Origin of the sequence: Pseudomonas sp. SAS7 (assembly GCF_052112345.1) — a bacterium.
In the GTDB taxonomy this organism is placed as follows: domain Bacteria; phylum Pseudomonadota; class Gammaproteobacteria; order Pseudomonadales; family Pseudomonadaceae; genus Aquipseudomonas; species Aquipseudomonas putida_Q.
This window is the reverse complement of record NZ_JBEGGO010000013.1, coordinates 122,337-139,549: the sequence shown is the minus strand read 5'-3', so window position 1 is coordinate 139,549 and position 17,213 is coordinate 122,337. Positions and strand designations below refer to the sequence as shown.

The following is a 17,213-nucleotide window of genomic DNA, read 5'->3' as shown; positions in this document are numbered from 1 at the left end:
GCGCGGCCCCTGTGGGAGCGGGTTTACCCGCGAAGAAGGCACCGCGGTGGTTGGCACGGGCTTCGCCCGTGTTCGCGGGTGAACCCGCTCCCACAGGGACCGCGGTGGATCTTGCGCACATGCGTTCCTCCCACAGCGGCCAGAGCAGGCGCACCGTATTCAATCATCCTCAACCGCCGGCCTCGGCGGGTCTTGACGCAACCCCGGCAATGGCTGTTCCTTGGGCGGCCCCGGCACTGGCATCGGCGGCAACAAAGGCGCCCCCGGCTGGCTGTCGTAGGCCTTGGGCGGTGTACTCGGGGTTATCTGCGGGTATGGCGTGGGCGTAGGCGTACCCGGTGCACCAGGCACGGGCGTAGTGAGACGGGGTGGCGTGCTGGCAGCCTCGGCCATGGGCAGGCCAGCCATCAACAACACGGTCAGGATCGCATGAAACATCAGCAACCTCCTGTCGGGAACCTGCTTACAGGCTACGCCTAAATCACCGCTTTCGCCTGTCCGCCTGCCCTGCAAGCGCGCTAGACTCAATGCCATAACCGTCATTTGCCTGATCAGAACAAAGGAAACACCATGAGCTCCACCTCTTCCGCCGCCGCCACCGCGCGCCTCGACCGCATCCTGGCCGATGCCAAGCGTGACAAGGAAATGGGCTACCGCGACAAGGCCCTGAGAATGTACCCGCACGTGTGCGGCCGCTGCGCCCGCGAATTCGCCGGCAAGCGCCTGAGCGAGCTGACCGTGCACCACCGTGACCACAACCACGACAACAACCCGCAGGACGGCTCCAACTGGGAACTGCTATGCCTGTACTGCCACGACAACGAGCACTCGCGCTACACCGACCAGCAGTACTTCAGCGAAGGCTCCACCAGCACGCCAAGCATCGCCAAGGCCACCCACAACCCGTTCGCCGCACTGGCGGGCATGTTGAAGAAAGACTGACCATCGATTCGGCCCCCGCTGTTACCGGGCAGCCCGTATAATCGCGCTTTTTTCGCGAAGGGCCCCGGTACGTGGCAAACAAACGATACAGCTGCATCGGCCTGTTCAACCCCAAGTCGGCAGAAAATGTCGGTTCGGTGATGCGCGCTGCGGGCTGCTATGGCGTCAATTCGGTGTTCTACACCGGCAAACGCTACGAACGCGCGCGTGACTTCGTCACCGACACCAAGCGCGTGCACTACGACATTCCGCTGATCGGCATCGATGACCTGCAGCGCATCATCCCGCTGGGCTGTACGCCGGTGGCGGTGGAGCTGGTGGAAGGTGCGCGACCCCTGCCGGACTATACCCACCCGGACCGGGCCATCTATATCTTTGGGCCGGAAGACGGCAGCCTCAGCCCCGAGGTGCGGGCGTGGTGCGAAGAGACCATCTACATCCCCACCGAGGGTTGCATGAACCTGGCGGCGACGGTGAATGTGGTGCTGTATGACCGCTTGGCCAAAGGGCTGAATACCCGCTCGGGGCCCAAGTTCAAATAAAAAGGCCGCCACTGCGACAGCGGGACCGGCCTCTTCGCAGCGCAAGGCTGCTCCTACAACAGCGGGCAGTGTGAGCCCGGTAGGAGCAGCCTTGTGCTGCGAAAGGGCCAGCCCTGCCAGCACAGGGCGGCCAGGTGCTGAGCGCCGTCAGAACAGCACCGCTCTGGCTCAGATCACGCAGCGTTGATCCAGATGGTCTTCAGCTCCGTGTACTGGTCATGTGCCCAGATGGACTTGTCGCGCCCACCAAAGCCGGACTCTTTGTAACCACCGAACGGCGTGGTCACGTCACCTTCGCCGAAGCAGTTGACCGTAACCACGCCCGCGCGGATTTCACGCGAGAGGCGCAACGCATTGCGCAGGCTGCCGGTGTACGCCGAAGCCGCCAGGCCGTAGATGGTGTCGTTGGCCAGCTCGATGGCTTCATCGATGGTCTCGAAGCTGGTCACGCTCAGCACCGGGCCAAAGATTTCTTCCACGAACAGCTTGTTGTCGCGGCCTACGTTGTCGACGATGGTCGGCTGCACGAACACGCCCTCCTCGGTCTCGCCACCCTGGACGATACTGAGCTTATGCTCGGCGGCGTACTCCAGGTACGACTTCACCTTCTCGAAGTGCGACTTGCTGACCATGGCGCCGAGGCGATTGTCCGGGTCCATCGGGTCGCCCAGTTTCCAGTCCTTCAGGTGCTTGGCCATCAAGCCGAGCAGCTCGTCTTTGACATCCTTGTGCACGATCAGGCGTGAAGAAGCAGAGCAGTTCTCGCCCATGTTCCAGAACGCGCCGGCGGTCACGAACTGAGCCACTTCGTCCAGGTCTTCGCAGTCGTTCATGACCACGGCCGGGTTCTTGCCACCCAGTTCCAGGACGATGCGCTTGAGGTTGGACTCGGCAGCGTATTTCAGGAACAGGCGGCCAGTGTCGGTGGAGCCGGTGAAGCTGACCATCGGGATGTCCATGTGGCGGCCAATGGCCTCACCCACTTCACGGCCACCGCCTGGCACCAGGTTGAACACGCCAGCAGGAATGCCCGCCTCATGGGCCAGCTCGGCCACGCGCAGGGCGCTGAGCGTGGTTTCCTTGGCGGGTTTGACCACGATCGAGCAACCGGCGGCCAGCGAAGGGGCGATCTTCCAGGCCAGCATCAGCAGCGGGAAGTTCCACGGCAGCACCAGGCCGACCACACCGATGGCTTCACGCACCACCATGGTCACGGCAGCATTGCCGGTCGGTGCAGTGGCGTCGTAGATCTTGTCGATCAGCTCGGCGTGCCAGCGAATGGTGTGGATGGTTTCCGGCACGTCGACGGTCTGGCACTCGCTGACCGGCTTGCCGCTGTCCAGCGCTTCCAGCACCGCCAGTTCGTGGGCGTTGTCTTCCAGCAGCTGGGCGAACTTCTGCAGCACATGCTTGCGGTCGTTCGGCTGCATCTTCGACCAGGTGCCCTCTTCGAACACACGCTTGGCAGCCGCCACGGCCACGTTCACGTCGTTGACGTCGCAGGCGGCGACTTCGGCCAGTTGCTTGCCGGTGGCCGGGTTGGTGGTGACGAAGATGCGGCCGGAGATGGCATCGCGGAATTCACCGTCGATGAACGCCTGGGTACGCAGTTGCAGTTCGGCGGCGATGGCCGCGTATTGTTCCTTGTTCAGCAATTCAGCCATTGTGCCAGCCTCCTTATTTGATCAGGGCGATGGTGGCTTTCAGTTCGGTGACCACGCGCTTGAGTTCCTGCTTCTCGGCATCGTCCAGGTCGTACAGCGGCTTGCGCACGCCGCCGGTCTTCAGGCCGTTCAGCGCCACGCCGTTCTTGATGGCCTGGACGAACTTGCCACCTTCCAGGAAGTCCATCAGCGGCATCATGGCGGCCATGATCTTGCGGCCTTTGGCAAAGTCCTTTTCGATCACGCAGGCCTCGTACAGGGCCACGTGCTCACGCGGAATGAAGTTGGAGCCGGCGCAGACCCAGCTCTGGGCGCCCCAGGCGAAGAACTCCAGGGCCTGGTCGTCCCAGCCGCACGACAGCTGGATGTTCGGGCGATGGATGGCCAGGCGGTGCAGTTGGGCCATGTCGCCGGAGCTTTCCTTGATGGCGACAATGTTCTTCACATCAGCCACGGCATCGAAGAACGCTTCGCCCATGCTTACGCTCATGCGGCCCGGGTAGTTGTAAAGCATGATCGGCAGGTCGGCAGCGGCGTCGACTGCTTTGACGTGCAAGGCGATTTCCTGTTGGGTCGGCAGCGCGTACGGCGGGGTGCCGACCAGCAGCGCGTCAGCCTTGATTTCCTTGGCGTGCTGGGCGAAAGCCACGGCGTCTTCGGTGCGAATGCCACCGGTGCCGACGATCAACGGCAGGCGGCCGTTGAGCACGTCCTTGGCCTGGGCGGCCAGCTCGATGCGCTCCTGGGTGGTGTGGGCGTAGTACTCGCCGGTGGAGCCCCCAATGATGACGCCGTGGATTTTCGACTCGACCAGGTATTCGAGGACCTCGGCGAACGCCGCCTTGTCGATCGAGCCGTCCGCGGCCAGCGGAGTGATTGCCGGGGTGTAGATGCCTTCGAATTTCACGGTAGGTTCTCCAGTGCGTTGCTCAGTGTTGTAAATACCGCCGCGCAACCACGCAGCGGCGGGTTGTAAGGTTTCAGCTCAACGAAGCCGCTTGTTGCAGGTTCAGCGAACGGGTTTCCGGGGCCAGGGCGACCGAGAAGGCCAGGCCGACAAAGGTCACGGCAGCAGCGGCATACATGGTGGCGCCGATGCCATAGCTGTCGAGGGCGATGGGCACCAGCCAGGTGCCAACTGCCGCACCGACCCGCGACATGGAGGTGCCAACGCCCACGGCGCCGGCACGGATTTCGGTAGGGAACAGTTCGTTGGGGTACACCAGTTGCAGCACCTGGGCGCCACCGATGAACAAGGCATAGGCACCGAACAGCACCAGGATGAGCATCTCGTTGCCATTGCTGAAGGCACCCAGGCCCAGCAGTGCCAGCCCCGACCAGAAGAAGCTGTGCAGCAGCGTGGTGCGCCGACCGAGGGTGTTGAGCAGGCGGGTGCCCACGATGCAGCCCACCACGAACAGGAAAGTGATGGCGATGGAACCGATCGATGCCCAGTCACCTTTCAGGTTCAACGCACCCAGCACTTTCGGGGCAAATGCGTACACGGCGAACACCGGGATCACCGAGCAGGTCCAGAACATGGTGACGAACAGCATGCGTTTGCCGTAGCCAGAGTGCAGCAGGCTGAGGAACGACAGCTTGCGGGTCTTGGGCTCTTCCGGCAGGTTCTTCAGCGAAAAACCGTTGCCGTAGACGCGCTTGATCACCTGCTCGGCCTCGGCCAAGCGGCCTTTGCTGATCAGCCAGCGTGGCGATTCCGGGGTACCCAGGCGGATGGCGAACAGCAGCGCACCAATAACGGCAGCACTGGCCAGCACCAGGCGCCAGGCGTCGTCGCCACCCTGGCGCAAGATTGCCTCACCGGCCAGGTAGGCGGTGGCGGCGCCGGCAAACCACAATACCGTCAGGGTTGCCAGGCGCGGGCCTCGGTTCTTCCTGGGCAGGAACTCCACCAGCAGCGACGTTGCAACCGGGTATTCGATACCTACGGCGATGCCGATGGCGAACCTCAGCAGGAACAAGGCTAGCGCCGATTCCACCCAGAACTGCGCCACCGAGGCCAGGATGAACAGGGTCGGGCCAACGAAGAACACCCGTTTGCGGCCAAAGCGGTCGGTCAGCCAACCGCCGAAAAAGCCACCGAAGAAAATACCGATCAGCGCCGAAGCGGCGATCATGCCCTGCCAGAAACTGTTCAGGCTCAGGCCTGCAGACATCTGCACCATGGCCACGCCGATAATGCTCAGTACATAGCCATCGACGAACGAACCGCCGCCGGAACGCAGGGTCAGCAATTGGTGGAAGTTGTTGATCGGTACATCTTCAATCGAAACATTCGGATTTGTCATTGTTATTCCTACCCCGTCTGCTATATGCACATTTTCAAGGCGAGCGTGTCCGCGAAACTGAAAACCGTCTTCAGCCCCGGGTGTTCGGACGACGCATCTCGATCATCAATTTCGGGCAAGCCGCGCCCGTGCCGGCCAACTGACGCCGACGTAAAATGCTTTATGGTCTAACTCATATAACGATCAGCTTTCTCTGCCGGCGCGGAACTGCCCCCACATCAGGTTTGCGTTCAAGCCCAGGGAAACCAAAGGCTTGGGCGGGTTTACACAAGGCCCTGGGGCATTGAGTAAAAACTCGATCAGTTCGTTCTTGTCACCGGCCAGCCAGTCGGCCAGCAACTTGCCGGTGGCCGTGCCACGGGTAACGCCCAGGCCGTTACAACACAGTGCGCCGACGACATTCGGCGCCAACTTGCCGAAGAAGCCCATGTGGTTACGCGACAGTGCCAGCGCACCGCCCCAGGTATATTCAAAGTTCACCCCAGGCAACATCGGAAAACGCCGGGCGAACGATTCGCGGTGGCGCTGAACAAAGCGTTCCAGATATTTACGGTTGCTACGGCCGTCGGGGTTGTAGCTGAAGCTGTTGCGGATCAGCAGGCGGTTGTCGACGGTGCGGCGCAGGGTGGTGCCGAACGGGTCGGCCGGGATCACGCCCCAGTAGGGTTTGCCGCCCAGGCGCGCCTGTTCTTCCTCGGTCAGCTGGCGGGTGATGCTGGCGTAGGTAAACACCGGCAGCATGCGCCCCTTGAGGAAACCGAAGCTCATGCCGAAGGCGTTGGTGGTGAGCACCAGCTTGTCGGCGGTGATCGAACCCTTGGCGTGGCGCAGCACCACCTTGTCGCCGTACTCGACGTTGGTAATCGGTGTGTGTTCGTACAGCGAGACGTTGGGGGGCAGGCTATCGGCCAAACCTTTGACCAATGCCGAGGGTTGCAGCAAGGCGGTGCCGGGCGTGAACAGGCCCTTGCGGTAGAAGTCAGTGCCGATATGATCGGGCAGGTCGCGGCCCTCGATCACTTCGTAGGGTTGACCCAGTTTGTCCAGGCCGCGGCGGTAGGCATCCAGCACGGCAATGCCGCGGTCTTCGATGGCCGCCTGGTATTTGCCGCAAGGGCGGAACTGGCAATCGATGTCGTAGCGCTCGACCAGGTCCTTGAGGCATTGCTGCCCACCTAGGTTGAGCTTGAGGATCGTCTTGGCGATGTCGATGTCACCAATGTAGTCCTCGGCGCCGATATCGTGCGGCAGGTCGATGGCAAAGCCGGCATTGCGCCCGGAAGTGCCAAAGCCAACCTCCTGGGCTTCGACCAGCACGATCTCGTCATGCGGAAAGTTCGTTGCCAGCTGCCGAGCGGCCGCCAGCCCGGTGAAGCCTGCGCCGACCACCACCCAGCGCGCCTGGCTTTGCCCACTGTGGGTCGGCCGTGGCGTACGTGGTTTGCTCAGGTGGTACCAGCCACAGGTGGCATCATCGGCAGGTAACGAACTTATTCTTGTCATCTTACTAACCTGGATCTTGTTGTCGACGGGTGGTCAACGCCGGTGGCCTGACCTTGGTAGTTCATATCTGAATCGGTACATCCAGCCCTTGCGGCGCGGCGTACTCGGCCATGCGGCGGCGCGACAGTTCGAAGTGATCGCGCACCAGCTGGCCAGCCGCTTGCGGGTCGCGGCGCTCGATGGCCTGAATCATCTGCTCGTGCTGCTCGCAGGCGATTTCGAGGTCGCGCTGCATGTCATCGGTAGTGGGATGGCGATAGAAGATCTTGCCCAATCGGGTGTGATCGATCAGCAGGCGACGCAGGCTCGGCATCAGGTAGTCGTTGTGCGCCATCTTGCCGATTTCCAGGTGGAAGGCGTCGTTGTAGAGCACGCGGTTTTCAACGTCGCGTTCTTCGATGGCCTGACGGAACTGGGCCTGGATAGCCTTGAGCACTTCGATTTCTTCAGCGCTGGCGTAAGTGGCGGCCAGCTGGGTAGTGGCCACGTAGATAAGCGGCGCCGCAACGTAGAAGCTGTGCAGCGACTCGTGGCTCATGGCGGCGACGCGTGGCGCGCGGTTGGCTTCCAGCTCGATGTAGCCTTCAGCGGCAATCTGGCGCAGTAGCTCGCGCACTGGAGGGCGCGAAAGGCCGAACTCCTCGCACAGGGCCAGTTCGTCCACCACGGCGCCCGGGGCCAGTTCCATGCTCATGATCCGGCGGCGCAGTGCTTCGGCGAGGACGGCTTTGCGGTCCTGCGGCACTTCTGCAGCGAGTGGTTGGACGGTGGCTTTCATGGCGGCCTTCTTTATTGTCATAGCGCTGTGTCTACTATTTGTATAACGACTATAGGGCACTGTTAGACAATGTGTCTACAGTATTCTCGATGAACGGTGGAAACTGCCTAGCCCTTTGTTTACAAGGGTTACAGCGGTTCCCAGGGTGTGATTAAACACCCTTGGGGGTGCATTGCCAAACCAGACAGGTAGTTGGCCAAATGCGACACAGCGAGCACTTTTGGCGCCGCTGGGCGACCCGAATGAACGCTGGCGACACCCTGCAGGTCAGCTGCTTACATTTCACACGGAGGTCTTGCCATGCTCGATATCCACTCTGCTGCGTCTTCGCAGCACAATGTCCATGGTCTGGAACGGGTCAGTTCGCTGGCCGGCGGGGCGCTGATGCTCAGCAAGGGGCTGCGCCATGGCGGCCTGGTCGGCTTGCTGCAGATGGTAGTGGGCGGTATTGCATTGGCACGCGGGGTCAGCGGGCATTGCTCGACCAAGGCCTGGTGGCAGAAGCATCGGCAGGAGTACCACCGCACGCGTTCGGATATTGAACGCAGCGCGGCGGAGCTGGAGGCGTTGAAGGCCAGTGCCAAGGCGGCAACGCAGGGAGTGACGGTGACCGGTAAGGATCCATTGGCTGACAGTTGATCAAGGCACCTGCCCGCTCTCAAAGGCATGCACAGCCCTTGTAGGAGCGGCCTTGTGTCGCGAAAGGGGTGCGAAGCGCCCCCAAAAATCTCAGATTAGTTGCAAATATCGCCGGGGCTGCTTCGCAGCCCTTTCGCGACACAAGGCCGCTCCTACAGGCATTGCGCACCGCTTCGTACACGCGAACTTAGCGCAACGCCTTGCTCTGTAGTACCTCGGACTTGCGGCCCAGCACGTTCTCGCTGATTTGCACGAACTCTTCGGTGCTTACGCTGGGCAGCCGCATCAGCCCGCGCACCACGTCGTCCAGCGAACGCTTGGCCTGGGTATGAATGCGGATTTCCTTGTCCAGTGCCTGTAGCAGGATTACCCCGCGGGCCACCTGAGCGGGGCTGGCGCGTTCGCCTTTGAGCCGGGTGACCTTGGCGCCCTGCTTGCTCAGGCGTGCCTGCCAGGCTTGGTAGCGGTCATCGCTTACCCCGCCCGAACGGCGCAGCAATTCGCTGGCGTAGTAGTCGGTCAGGCTCTCCACCAGCCAGTCATTGCCGTCGCGCCCACGGATCTGCGCAAACAGCTGCACCACTTCGCGCAGCAACGGGCTGCTGCCGTTCTCGCTGATCATCGGGCGGGCGCTGTGCAGGTACAGCGAACCCTGCGCTGCCATTGCCCCACGCCACATGCCGTCACGCGCACCGACCAGCAGCAGCTTGGGCGGGTTGCGCGGGAATACCGCCTGCAACTGCGGCCAGACGTAGGTCAGCAAGGTCAGGCTGTCCATGCGCCGCATGCCCTGCCCCACCGGCGCGGCCACGGTGACCTCGGTATCGCCCAGGCGGGCACGGCGGCTGCCCAGGTCGCCGGCCAGCATCCAGCCAGTCGGGCGGTCGAACAGGCGCGAAACGTTGTCGATGCGGAACTTGTCCTTGCCAATGCGTGGCCAGGAGGTCTCGATACTCTTCCAGCCATCGGGCAGGTCGAACGCCAGGCGCGCCACCAGCTCGGTGCCATCTTGCTGGTCAAGCCGCGCAGGCGGTACCAGCTGGTCGCCGAGGAACAGCGCCCAGTGCGGGGTAACACGCGAGGAATAGGCACCGCTGGCGAGCTTCTGGTCCAGCTGCACGCGGTAACTGAGGCTGGTCTTGCCGGCTGCCGGCTGCCACACGCCGCGCTGCCCCTGCATTCGCCATTGGCCGTCGGCCTGGAAGCCGCTGAAGGCCCCCGCCTTGCCCAGGTCGAAGTCGAGGCTGCGCACGGCGCTGCCATCAGCCAAGGTGAGGCGGACTTCAGCCTGGCCACTGGCGGGCAACAGGCGCACCTGGTAGTCAAGGTCGACCTTTTTCGCCCAGACTGGCGAACTGGCCATCAGGCCCAACAGCAAAAACAGCTGGCAACGCATACAGAAACTCCTTGTTTCCCCGTGGCAGCGGGCCGCGCCGGTCAGCTGGCGCGGAAGATCAGGTGGTCTTCCCAGTCGTCTTCGTGCACATCCTGCTCCCTGAGCATACGCCCCGCCTGGGAAATGCGCTGTTCATGAACCTGCTGGCGATCGCCACAGACAAGGTGGTGCCAGGCCGGCAGGTCGTTGCCCTCGCTGACCAGGCGATAACCGCAGGTGCTTGGCAGCCACGTGAACTGGTCGGCCTTGCCCGGGGTGAGCTGGATGCAGTCCGGTACATGCGCGAAGCGGTTGGGGTAGTCGCTGCACTGGCAGGTATCCATGTCCAGCAACTTGCAGGCGATACGCGTGTAATAGACGCTGTTGTCGTCTTCGTCCTCGAGCTTTTGCAGGCAGCACAGGCCGCAGCCGTCGCACAGCGACTCCCACTCTTGCGGGCTGAGTTGTTCGAGGGTCTTGCGCCGCCAGAACGGCGCGTTTTCAGCGATCATCACACGGTTTCCTGCATTCATCTTGGGGCCACGGCGCGCGGCGGCGCCAGTCTAGAGCCTGGCCTTCGGCAAAGCCAGACCGCTTGTCAGTCGCGACGGGACGCAGTAGCGTGCCGCTTTCCCGTCCGTTTGCAGGAGCTGTCATGAGCGCCACCCCCCGCATTGCCGATTACGCCATCAACGAACAGTTCATCAACCGCTGGTCGCCACGCGCCTTCACCGCCGAGCCGATCAGCGAAGAAACCCTGCTGAGCTTCCTGGAAGCCGCACGCTGGGCTCCGTCGGCGTACAACTCGCAGCCTTGGCGCTTCCTGTATGCCCGCCGCGACACGCCAAGCTGGGAGCGCTACCTGAACCTGCTGGTGCCGTTCAACCGCAGCTGGGCACAACAGGCCTCGGCGCTGGTACTGATCATTTCCAAGACCACCTTCGCCGCCCCGGGCGCCACGGAAGAAAAACCGGCGCTGTGGCACACCTTCGACACCGGCTCCGCCTGGGGCCACCTGGCCCTGCAGGCCAGCATCAGCGGCTGGCATACTCATGGCATGGCCGGTTTCGACCAGGACCTGGCGCGTCAGGAACTGAAGGTTCCCGAAGGCTACGTGCTGCATGCCATGGTGGCGATTGGCAAGCTGGGTGACAAGGCCAGCCTGGATGAAGCGCTGCAGTCGCGTGAAGTGCCGAGCCCGCGCAAGCCGTTGAGCGAGCTTGCTGCCGAGGGTGATTTCAGCCTGTAAGCCTTGTAGAGGCCTTACTGGCCTCTTCGCAGCACAAGGCTGCTCCTACAGGATCTCCATCGCCCTGTAGGAGCAGCCTTGTGCTGCGAAGAGGCCGGCACAGGCAACATCAATCAGTAGCCCCGGGCGAAGTCCACTTCCCCACGCAACCCCTGCCCCGCTTCATAAGCCCGCACGTTCTCGACAAACAACCTCACCATCGCCGTCGGCGAGGTGGGTGCCGAGCTGTGCCCGGTCAGCAACAGCCCCCACGCGGTCCAGAACGGGTGCTGCCTGGGCAACGGTTCCTGCCGGCAGACATCGATCACCGCACCGGCCAGATGGCCTTCCTTCAGCGCCTCGACCAGGTCGGCATCGACCACCGCCACGCCACGCCCGGCATTGATGAACAACGCCGTGGGCAGGAAGCACTTGAACAGCGCCGCGTCATACAGGTCATGGGTAGCCGGGGTGTCCGGCAGCAGGTTGATCACGTAGTCGACCTGGCCAACCATGCGCGGCAAGTCGGCCAGGGCCGCCACCTCGACGAACGGTGCCTGTTCCCGGGCGGTGCTGGCCACACCGTACAGCACCACACCAAACGGTTGCAGGAACTCGGCCACACGCTGGCCAATGTCGCCGGTGCCGACAATCAGCACCTTGCGCCCTTCCAGCGTGCACCCCGGGCGGTCATCCCAGCGCCGCTCGACCTGGCTGACCAGGCGCGACAGCACCTCGCGCTCATGGCCAAGCATGTAGGTCAGCATGTACTCGGCCATCACCTGGCCGAAAATGCCCACCGCACGGGTCAGGCGATAGTCACGCGGCAGGCCGTCGGCCAGCAACGGCGTGATACCGGCCCACGTCGATTGCATCCACTGCGGCTTGAGGCCCTGGCGCAGCAAGCTTGCCAGCAGGTCCGGCTGGCCCAGCCACACCGTGCACTGCGCTGCCTGCTGCGCCAGTTCGGCGGAGTCACCACTGGTGAGGATTTCCACTTCAGGCGCTGCTTCACGCAAAAGCCCGGCGTATCGAGCATGGTCATGCTCAGCAATCAGTACACGCATGGTCAGACCGGGTCGTTACGGCGCAGCAGCTCTTCGGGCAGGTGCTCGATGTACTCATCTTCCAGCGGCGGCATCTGCAGGTGGTAGCCCTGGTTTTCGAGGTTTTCCAGCACCTTGGTGATGTCCTCGCGCGCCAGCTTGCGCTCGGGGCTGAGCACCAGGTCAAACGCGTGGATGGGGGTGCCGAAGGCCGGCAGCAGGCCTTCAGGCACGCGCTCCAGGCCGTCCGCCTTGAGCACGTACAGGTACATTTCGTTCTTGCGGGGGCTCTTGTATATAGAGCAAATGCGTTTCATCGGGTCTCTCCGGCACCTGCCAGGTTGTCCAGCAGGGCCTGGCCCATGCGCTCACGGCGCCAGCCGCGCAGCGAATCGGGCAGTTGATAAGGGCCATTGGGGTAGCCGCTCTTGAGCAGCGCTTCCAGGGCTTTCTTGCGCAGCATCAGCTCGGGGGCAATGCCCAGGCGCTCGCCTTCGGCCTGGCCGATGGCACGCAGCTGCTTGAGCACGCCGGCGGCCTCGATCGGCAGCGGTTCGGGCACCGGCGCTGGCCATTGCTCGGCAGGCAGGCTGCCAGCGCGCTTGATCAGCTGGATGAGGAACTCACCGTCCTGACGAATGGTGCGCGGGTGCATCTCGTCGATCTTGGCCAGCGCCGACAGGTTGTTCGGCTGGCTCTTGGCCATGGGCCACAGCGAGTGCTCCTTGAGGATGCGGTTACGCGGCACATCGCGGTTGCGCGCTTCGCGCTCGCGCCAGGCGCACAGTTCGCGCAGCACCGCCAGTTGCTGGGGGGCCAGCTTCCAGGCCAGCTTGACGTCGCGGTACAGGCTTTCGGGCTCGACTTCACGGCGCAAGGCGGCCACCAGCTCGGCACCGTCTTCCAGAACCCAGGCGTACTTGTCGTCGGACAAGCGCGGGCGCAGCGCGGTGAACAGCTCGGCCAGGTGCACGGCATCCTCGGCAGCGTAGCTGACCTGGGTTTCCGAGAGCGGGCGCTGCAGCCAGTCGGAGCGGGTCTCGCCCTTGGGCAGTTCGATACCCAGCACCTCTTGCACCAGGCGCGAATAGCCCATGGAGAAGCCCAGGTTCAGGTACCCGGCAGCCAGCTGGGTGTCGAACAGCGGCTGCGGCAGCTTGTCGGTCAGGCGCAGCAGCACTTCCAGGTCTTCGCTGCAGGCGTGCAGCACCTTGACCACACCGCTGTCTTCCAGCAGGTCGGCCAAGGGTTGCCAGTTGCCGATCAGCAGCGGGTCGATCAGGAAGGCCCGCTGGCCGTCACCGATCTGAATCAGCCCGGCTTTCGGGTAAAAGGTGTCGACCCGCATGAATTCGGTGTCGACGGCGACGAAGGGCAGTTGGTGCCAGTCGCGGCAGTGTTCGGCCAGGCTCTGGTCGTCACGGATCCAGTGAATTTCGATGGCCACGAGGCTCTCCCACTAACATTGGCGCGCAGTATATACGGCGCGGGCACTGCTGGTGAAACCTGCGCCATCCCTGGAGTAGATAAACGGCGCTGCAAACCGGCCCTTTTTTTGTAGGAGCAGCCTTGTGCTGCGAAAGGGCCGGTGCAGGCATTCTGCTAATGGGCTGGCTGTACCGGCCTCTTCGCAGCACAAGGCTGCTCCTACAGGGGGAGGTACAGCCATGCATTCAGCGCTTGGCCGCCAGCCAAGGCCGGCAGCTGGCGAACATGTCCAGCGACTGCTGGTAGAGCTCGGTGTGCACCTGCAACAGGCCGAGCATGGAATGGAACAGGTTGTCCTGCGACAGCGGGGCATCGCTGAGCTTGGCCAGGCAGTCGGTGTCGAGGCCAAAGTCTTCCTTGTAGCTGTCGGAGAACCAGGTCAGCAGCGGCACATGCTTTTGCTGCTCAGGGGCGATGGCGTAAGGCGTGCCATGCAGGAACAGGTTGTACTCGCCCAGCGACTCGCCATGGTCGGACAGGTAGATCATGGCCGTGTCGACCTTGTCCTGCTTGCTGCGCAAGGTGTCGATCAGCGACGCCAGCACCTTGTCGGTATAGACCAGGGTGTTGTCGTAGCCGTTGATGATCTCCTGCTCGCTGCACTGGTTAAGCGCGTTGCTCTGGCACACCGGGGTGAAGCGCTCGCCGCCACTGGGGTAACGCTTGAAGTATTCCGGGCCGTGGCTGCCCATCTGGTGCAGCACCAGCACGGTATCCTTGTCGAGGTTGTCGATCAGCTCATCCAGGCCTTGCAGCAGGATCTGGTCATGGCATTCGCCATTGGCGCACAGCTGGGGGTCTTTGAGGTTGCTGACATCGATGAACTGCACGCGGTCGCAGGTACCCTTGCAGCCTGACTGGTTGTCACGCCATTGCACGGCCAGGCCGGCACGCTGAAGGATGTCCAGCAGCCCTTCGCGGTTCTTCGCCACGCGGGCGTCGTAATCCTTGCGCTTCATGCCCGAGAACATGCACGGCACCGAGACTGCTGTTTCCGTACCGCACGAGTGCACGTCGGAAAACGCCAGCAGGCCCTGTTCCTTGGCCAGGTTCGGCGTGGTATCGCGGTCATAGCCCAGCACACCAAAATGGTCTGCCCGGGCACTTTCACCAACCACCAGCACTGTCAGCGACTTGCGCTCATGCTTTTGCCAGGCGGCATCACGCCTGGCATCTTCGCCATAATGCTGGAACGGGCGCGAGGCAGTACCGACACGCTCGCTGACATACCCAATGGAGGCCCCGACGATATTGCTCGGTGTCAGCATCAGGCGCAGTTCGTGGTGGTTGCGAAACAGCGACGACAAACCTTGGTAATTGACCAGCGCAACCGAGCCCAGGGCCACGACACAGGCCCCACTGACCACCAATTTGCCCAGCAGCTCGCGGTGCCAGGGGCGATAGGCGATCTGCGCCTTCCACAACAGTACCGAGGGCAATACACCCAGCAGCAGAATATAGGCGGCAAACTTCAATGACATCAGGTCGCGCACTTCTGCAACATTGGTCTCAGCCATGTTGCGGAACATACCGGCATCAATAAGTACACCGTATTGGTTCATGAAGTAAGCCACACCCGCGCCACTCATGAACAACACGATAAGTACTGGCTTCAATACATAACGGAAGGCAAGCAAGGTGAGGATGAGGTTGAAGGCGAACAACATGAGCACCGCAAACGCCAGGCTCAGCCACAGCCCCGACAGGCCGGCGGGCACCACCTCTTGCAAGTGCTCCCACAGGAACATGTTCAAGCCAATCAGCAGGTAAAGGCTGGCCAGCAGCGTGACCCATTCAGTCCGCAGGGATTTGAAGTTGAGCATCAGCGTTCGCAATCAAGAGTGATTATCAACCCCCAGGCCGGATGGCACCGTGGGAAAGTTGGGCGAACTCTAGAAAGCGCGTCATCAATTTTTTGTGAAAAAGACGGTAACAATTTCGTGAAGCTTCGTCGTTTATCAATTACGTGAAAGCCATTCAGCTGCCATTCAGCCAGGCCGCTATCACAAGCCTGCGCAAACGCGGCTATCCTCAGAGGTCAGGACCTTACCGACAACCCTGACAGAGGTGAAGAAATGCCAGTTCCGCATGATCTGCTCGCTGACCTGCACGTTACCGCTGATGCATTCCAGGCGCTCATAGACAAAGACCAGACGCTGCACGCGCTGCACAAGGAGTACAACGCCAAGGACAAGGAGGTGGTCGCCGCCGAAGGCAACGGTACCAACGACGACGCCGTCACCCGGCTGCGCAAGGAACGGTTGCTGATCAAGGACAAGATCGAACGGATCATCCATCCGCCGAAATCCTGACAAAAATTCATCAAACCTGCTGGCCTCTTCGCGGGCTCGCCCGCTCCCACAGGGTCGTCACAGCCCTCAAGACCTGTGGAGTACCTGTGGGAGCGGGCGAGCCCGCGAAGAGGCCAGCAGCCCTTACGCTGCAGCCAGCGCTTTCAGTGCACCATCCAGGTCCTCAATCAGGTCGCGGTAATCCTCGATCCCCATCGACAGCCGCAGCAGGTTCTCGCTGATCCCCATCACGCCTTTCTGCTCCGGGCTCAGCGAGCAGTGCGACATGGTCCACGAGTGGTTGATCATGCTCTCCACCCCGCCCAGCGAGTCAGCCAGCACAAAAATCTGCAACGCCTCCACCAGGCGGTTGAGCGCGGCCCGATCACCCTTGACCTTCATCGCCACCACCGCCCCGCCACTGCGCATCTGGCGTTTGCACAGGTCATGCTGGGGGTGGCTTTCCAGGCCTGGGTAATACACCTGCTCGATCTGCGCATGCCCTTCGAGGAAGCGTGCCACCTGCAGGGCGTTGCTGCATTGGCGTTCCATGCGCACATCCAGGGTTTTCAGGCCGCGCAGGGCGAGGTAGCAGTCGAACGGCCCCTGCACCGCGCCAATCGCCATGCTGATGCGGCGCAGGCGCGCCAGCAGCGCATCATTGGCCGCCACCACCACGCCACCGGTCAGGTCGGAATGGCCGCCAATGTACTTGCTGGCCGAGTGCATCACCAGGTCTACGCCCAGGGTGATCGGGCGCTGGTTCCACGGTGAGCAGAAGGTGTTGTCGATGCAGGTGAGAATACCCCGCGCCTTGGCCAGGTCGCACACGGCCTTGATGTCGACCAGGTGCAGCAACGGGTTGGTCGGCGACTCGATCCAGATCAGCTGGGTTTCCGGCTTGATGGCGGCGGCCACAGCCTCAAGGTCGTTGAGGTCGACATAGGTGGTGGTCAGGCCCGAAGTGCGGCTGCGGTAGTCCTCCATAATGCGGAAGGTGCCGCCGTACACGCCGTTCATCACCACCACGTGGGCATCCTTGGGTAGCAGCTCCAGCACCGTCGCAGTGGCATTCACCCCCGAGGCACAGGCCACCGCGCCCACGCCTTCTTCCAGGGCGGCGACACAGGTTTCGTAGGCATGCCGGGTGGGGTTGCCGACCCGGCTGTAGGAGTACTCCGGCTTGTCGTCCAGGCTGCGCTTGGTGAACGAGCTGGCGGTGACGATGGCCGGGAAAATGGCGTTTTCGGCGACGCTGAACTGCTCGCCGGCGTGAATGGTACGGGTGGCGAAATTGCGCGGCTTGTCGGACATGGTCAGGCCCATTGGCAGAGTGAAGGCTGCAACTATCGCACAACCCAAATCGTCTGGCCTTGGGGTAATCTGTGAAAAATTTTTCTACACGGCC

Annotated in this window: 18 protein-coding genes; 5 read left to right on the top strand and 13 right to left on the bottom strand. The window is 62.5% G+C overall.

Features of this window, described 5'->3' with window-relative positions; genetic code table 11:
* Positions 1-159 precede the first annotated feature (159 nt).
* Positions 160-438 (bottom strand): hypothetical protein, encoded by a 279-nt coding sequence (locus tag ABI582_RS20765; protein ID WP_442120149.1) that lies wholly within the window; start codon positions 436-438, stop codon positions 160-162.
* 132 nt (positions 439-570) lie between these two features.
* On the opposite strand from ABI582_RS20765, the gene ABI582_RS20760 reads away from it, so the two are divergent.
* Positions 571-942 carry a YajD family HNH nuclease gene (locus ABI582_RS20760; protein ID WP_016488597.1) on the top strand — a complete coding sequence of 124 codons (372 nt, stop codon included), beginning with the start codon at positions 571-573 and terminating at the stop codon, positions 940-942.
* Positions 943-1,013: 71 nt separating this feature from the next.
* A complete protein-coding gene (locus tag ABI582_RS20755) occupies positions 1,014-1,484 on the top strand; it encodes an RNA methyltransferase (protein WP_016498381.1) in 471 nt (156 codons plus the stop codon).
* A 173-nt stretch (positions 1,485-1,657) separates the two neighbouring features.
* On the opposite strand, the gene ABI582_RS20750 is transcribed toward ABI582_RS20755, so the two are convergent.
* The 5 genes from ABI582_RS20750 to ABI582_RS20730 form a co-directional block, all read right to left on the bottom strand.
* Positions 1,658-3,148 (bottom strand): aldehyde dehydrogenase, encoded by a 1,491-nt coding sequence (locus ABI582_RS20750; RefSeq protein ID WP_442120148.1) that lies wholly within the window; start codon positions 3,146-3,148, stop codon positions 1,658-1,660.
* A 13-nt stretch (positions 3,149-3,161) separates the two neighbouring features.
* Positions 3,162-4,055, bottom strand: a complete 894-nt coding sequence (locus ABI582_RS20745; protein ID WP_403008882.1) for a dihydrodipicolinate synthase family protein — start codon at positions 4,053-4,055, stop codon at positions 3,162-3,164.
* A 73-nt stretch (positions 4,056-4,128) separates the two neighbouring features.
* Positions 4,129-5,457, bottom strand: a complete 1,329-nt coding sequence (locus ABI582_RS20740; RefSeq protein WP_442120147.1) for an MFS transporter — start codon at positions 5,455-5,457, stop codon at positions 4,129-4,131.
* A gap of 183 nt (positions 5,458-5,640) precedes the next feature.
* Complete coding sequence (locus ABI582_RS20735) at positions 5,641-6,960, bottom strand: NAD(P)/FAD-dependent oxidoreductase (protein ID WP_442120146.1); 1,320 nt, start codon at positions 6,958-6,960, stop codon at positions 5,641-5,643.
* A 61-nt stretch (positions 6,961-7,021) separates the two neighbouring features.
* The gene (locus tag ABI582_RS20730; protein WP_338744900.1) at positions 7,022-7,738 is read right to left on the bottom strand and encodes a GntR family transcriptional regulator; all 717 of its coding nucleotides are present in this window, start codon (positions 7,736-7,738) and stop codon (positions 7,022-7,024) included.
* 300 nt (positions 7,739-8,038) lie between these two features.
* Between ABI582_RS20730 and ABI582_RS20725 the strand changes: the two genes are divergently transcribed.
* Positions 8,039-8,377 (top strand): YgaP family membrane protein, encoded by a 339-nt coding sequence (locus ABI582_RS20725; protein WP_442120145.1) that lies wholly within the window; start codon positions 8,039-8,041, stop codon positions 8,375-8,377.
* Positions 8,378-8,564: 187 nt separating this feature from the next.
* Here the strand turns inward: ABI582_RS20725 and ABI582_RS20720 are convergent, their stop codons facing one another.
* The gene (locus ABI582_RS20720) at positions 8,565-9,773 is read right to left on the bottom strand and encodes a hypothetical protein (protein WP_442120144.1); all 1,209 of its coding nucleotides are present in this window, start codon (positions 9,771-9,773) and stop codon (positions 8,565-8,567) included.
* Between the two features lie 41 nt (positions 9,774-9,814).
* Positions 9,815-10,264: a YcgN family cysteine cluster protein gene (locus ABI582_RS20715; protein WP_442120143.1), complete on the bottom strand. Its 450-nt coding sequence runs from the start codon at positions 10,262-10,264 to the stop codon at positions 9,815-9,817.
* Between the two features lie 143 nt (positions 10,265-10,407).
* Between ABI582_RS20715 and ABI582_RS20710 the strand changes: the two genes are divergently transcribed.
* Positions 10,408-11,001 (top strand): nitroreductase family protein, encoded by a 594-nt coding sequence (locus ABI582_RS20710; protein ID WP_442120142.1) that lies wholly within the window; start codon positions 10,408-10,410, stop codon positions 10,999-11,001.
* 113 nt (positions 11,002-11,114) lie between these two features.
* On the opposite strand, the gene ABI582_RS20705 is transcribed toward ABI582_RS20710, so the two are convergent.
* The 4 genes from ABI582_RS20705 to ABI582_RS20690 all read right to left on the bottom strand — a co-directional run bounded on the left by ABI582_RS20705 (position 11,115) and on the right by ABI582_RS20690 (position 15,337).
* Positions 11,115-12,047 carry a D-2-hydroxyacid dehydrogenase gene (locus ABI582_RS20705; RefSeq protein ID WP_442120141.1) on the bottom strand — a complete coding sequence of 311 codons (933 nt, stop codon included), beginning with the start codon at positions 12,045-12,047 and terminating at the stop codon, positions 11,115-11,117.
* A 2-nt stretch (positions 12,048-12,049) separates the two neighbouring features.
* Positions 12,050-12,343: a YcgL domain-containing protein gene (locus tag ABI582_RS20700; RefSeq protein WP_258911564.1), complete on the bottom strand. Its 294-nt coding sequence runs from the start codon at positions 12,341-12,343 to the stop codon at positions 12,050-12,052.
* Positions 12,340-13,473, bottom strand: coding sequence for a ribonuclease D (rnd, locus tag ABI582_RS20695; RefSeq protein ID WP_338744904.1), 1,134 nt, complete (start codon positions 13,471-13,473; stop codon positions 12,340-12,342). Before rnd ends, ABI582_RS20700 begins: the two co-directional genes overlap by 4 nt.
* Positions 13,474-13,699: 226 nt before the next feature.
* The gene (locus tag ABI582_RS20690) at positions 13,700-15,337 is read right to left on the bottom strand and encodes a phosphoethanolamine transferase (RefSeq protein WP_442120140.1); all 1,638 of its coding nucleotides are present in this window, start codon (positions 15,335-15,337) and stop codon (positions 13,700-13,702) included.
* A gap of 252 nt (positions 15,338-15,589) precedes the next feature.
* Here ABI582_RS20690 and ABI582_RS20685 point away from each other — a divergent pair, with 252 nt between their 5' ends.
* On the top strand, positions 15,590-15,826 hold the full coding sequence (locus tag ABI582_RS20685; RefSeq protein WP_442120139.1) for a YdcH family protein: 237 nt from the start codon (positions 15,590-15,592) through the stop codon (positions 15,824-15,826).
* Between the two features lie 123 nt (positions 15,827-15,949).
* Here the strand turns inward: ABI582_RS20685 and ABI582_RS20680 are convergent, their stop codons facing one another.
* Positions 15,950-17,131 carry a trans-sulfuration enzyme family protein gene (locus ABI582_RS20680; protein ID WP_442120138.1) on the bottom strand — a complete coding sequence of 394 codons (1,182 nt, stop codon included), beginning with the start codon at positions 17,129-17,131 and terminating at the stop codon, positions 15,950-15,952.
* Positions 17,132-17,213 lie beyond the last annotated feature (82 nt).

Excerpts from the sequence above, each read along its gene's own strand:
- ABI582_RS20765 (WP_442120149.1), bottom strand. The coding sequence starts at position 438 with ATGTTTCATGCGATCCTGACCGTGTTGTTGATGGCTGGCCTGCCCATG.
- ABI582_RS20760 (WP_016488597.1), top strand. The coding sequence starts at position 571 with ATGAGCTCCACCTCTTCCGCCGCCGCCACCGCGCGCCTCGACCGCATC.
- ABI582_RS20750 (WP_442120148.1), bottom strand. The coding sequence starts at position 3,148 with ATGGCTGAATTGCTGAACAAGGAACAATACGCGGCCATCGCCGCCGAA.
- ABI582_RS20740 (WP_442120147.1), bottom strand. The coding sequence starts at position 5,457 with ATGACAAATCCGAATGTTTCGATTGAAGATGTACCGATCAACAACTTC.
- ABI582_RS20735 (WP_442120146.1), bottom strand. The coding sequence starts at position 6,960 with ATGACAAGAATAAGTTCGTTACCTGCCGATGATGCCACCTGTGGCTGG.
- ABI582_RS20730 (WP_338744900.1), bottom strand. The coding sequence starts at position 7,738 with ATGAAAGCCACCGTCCAACCACTCGCTGCAGAAGTGCCGCAGGACCGC.
- ABI582_RS20725 (WP_442120145.1), top strand. The coding sequence starts at position 8,039 with ATGCTCGATATCCACTCTGCTGCGTCTTCGCAGCACAATGTCCATGGT.
- ABI582_RS20720 (WP_442120144.1), bottom strand. The coding sequence starts at position 9,773 with ATGCGTTGCCAGCTGTTTTTGCTGTTGGGCCTGATGGCCAGTTCGCCA.
- ABI582_RS20715 (WP_442120143.1), bottom strand. The coding sequence starts at position 10,264 with ATGATCGCTGAAAACGCGCCGTTCTGGCGGCGCAAGACCCTCGAACAA.
- ABI582_RS20710 (WP_442120142.1), top strand. The coding sequence starts at position 10,408 with ATGAGCGCCACCCCCCGCATTGCCGATTACGCCATCAACGAACAGTTC.
- ABI582_RS20705 (WP_442120141.1), bottom strand. The coding sequence starts at position 12,047 with ATGCGTGTACTGATTGCTGAGCATGACCATGCTCGATACGCCGGGCTT.
- ABI582_RS20700 (WP_258911564.1), bottom strand. The coding sequence starts at position 12,343 with ATGAAACGCATTTGCTCTATATACAAGAGCCCCCGCAAGAACGAAATG.
- ABI582_RS20690 (WP_442120140.1), bottom strand. The coding sequence starts at position 15,337 with ATGCTCAACTTCAAATCCCTGCGGACTGAATGGGTCACGCTGCTGGCC.
- ABI582_RS20685 (WP_442120139.1), top strand. The coding sequence starts at position 15,590 with ATGCCAGTTCCGCATGATCTGCTCGCTGACCTGCACGTTACCGCTGAT.
- ABI582_RS20680 (WP_442120138.1), bottom strand. The coding sequence starts at position 17,131 with ATGGGCCTGACCATGTCCGACAAGCCGCGCAATTTCGCCACCCGTACC.